The organism is Arthrobacter sp. Hiyo1 (genome assembly GCF_001263615.2).
In the GTDB taxonomy this organism is placed as follows: Bacteria; Actinomycetota; Actinomycetes; order Actinomycetales; family Micrococcaceae; genus Arthrobacter.
Genome location: NZ_DF952468.1, coordinates 448,638 through 450,163 on the forward strand (window position 1 = coordinate 448,638; position 1,526 = coordinate 450,163).

The 1,526-nt window shown below is 65.3% G+C and carries 2 protein-coding genes; one reads left to right on the plus strand and one right to left on the minus strand.

The genetic code is table 11. The features are described from left to right. The coding region (locus AHiyo1_RS02025) for an MFS transporter (protein ID WP_148667420.1) at positions 1-369 on the minus strand (369 nt) is incomplete at its 3' end. 107 nt (positions 370-476) lie between these two features. Between AHiyo1_RS02025 and AHiyo1_RS02030 the strand changes: the two genes are divergently transcribed. After that, positions 477-1,451 (plus strand): LysR substrate-binding domain-containing protein, encoded by a 975-nt coding sequence (locus AHiyo1_RS02030; RefSeq protein WP_059387455.1) that lies wholly within the window; start codon positions 477-479, stop codon positions 1,449-1,451. Positions 1,452-1,526 lie beyond the last annotated feature (75 nt).

Consider the following 1,526-nt stretch of genomic DNA (forward strand, 5'->3'; position numbering starts at 1 on the left):
CGCCCGCAAAGCGAGGACAAGCGGAAAGGTGGGGGCCAGGGGGACGAGCAGGCCCAAGACGGTGGCCGCCGCGATTCCGATGGCCATGGCACGCACGCGGCCGATCTTGTCGGCGACGAAGGACCACGGCAATACCGTTGCCGCTAGGCCCACCGTGGCCAAGGAAATCGTGAGCGCAGCCTCGGCCGCCGTGATGTGCAGCTCATTCGCCATGAGCGGCAAGACGGCCTGGGTGGAGTAGAGCTGCGCGAAGGTGGCCACGCCGGCGAGGGCCAGGCCGGCGAGGATCCGCCGGTACGCGGTGGAGCCCTTCAGATGGCCTTCCCAATCGGACTCTGCGAGGCTCTTGGGTGCTGCGTTTGTACTCACCCGTCCACAGTAGGGCGAGCATCAGTGATGACTCCAATGCATGATTCGCTTAATATTGATAGCGGACATGGATGGTTTTGAAGAGGTCGATCTGAGGGTGGACAAGCATGGACATCGAACACAAGCAACTGGTCCAACTGCTGCCGTTGCTCCCCCTGCTGGCTGAGCTTGGCCGGACGGAACATGTCACGGAGACGGCCGAGTTGCTCGGAGTACCCCAATCGACGGTGAGCCGGGCGCTGGCCCGGGCAAGCGCCGTCGTCGGGACCGAGCTCCTTGTCCGTGAAGGCCGCGGAGTCCGGCTGACCCAGGCCGCCAAGACGCTGCTTCCCTATATCGAAGCGGCGCTCGCGGAATTCCAGGCGGGGCTGGATGTGGTCCGGCACGAATCCGATGTTGTCCGCGGCAGAATCGCGGTGAGCTTCCAACACACATTCGGCGAGGCCACGTTGCCGCTGCTCATGAGCGCATTCCGGAGCCGGCACCCTTTCACGGCTTTCGAGCTCAGCCAAGGAGCCCGTGCCGCCTGCCTTGAATCGCTCATCGCCGGTGACGCCGACTTCGCCTTGACGGCACCCGTGGCGGCTCCGGGCAGGAACCTCGGCTCGGCTTCTCTGTACCGCGAGCCGTTGCGGCTAGTGGTCCATCACCGCCATCAGTTGGCCCGGCGGCCCAGCGTGCGGCTCGCCGAGCTCAAGCATGAGCCGTTCGTTTCCATGGGACCCGGTTTCGGCCTGCGCTCGCTAACCGACGCGATCTTCCGGGACGCGGGCTTCCGCCCGAGGACCGCTTTCGAGAGCCAGGACTCGCATACCATCCGAGGACTCGTGTCGGCCGGGCTGGGCTACAGCATCCTGCCGCCGGGAGGACTCGGGCCTGGACCACAAGGTGTCCTTGATTCCACGGACCTGGGGTGGGTGGAGGTATCGCTCGACTCGGAGCTCGCATACCGGGAGATAGGGATTGCCTGGCGCGAACGGCGCAAGGAACCGGACCCCGTCAGGCTCTTCCGCGAACTCGTGCTTTCCGAAGGGCCTGGGCTGCTCGCAGGCCTCGTCAAAGCGCGATCCGGAACCCAATAGGACCACCCGTTGCCCCCGCGCTAGGCTTTTGGACGTGGAGACTGCAGAGAACAAAACCCCCCGGCCCGACGCAAA

Coding starts and splice junctions, on each gene's coding strand:
- AHiyo1_RS02030 (WP_059387455.1), top strand. CDS start 477: ATGGACATCGAACACAAGCAACTGGTCCAACTGCTGCCGTTGCTCCCC.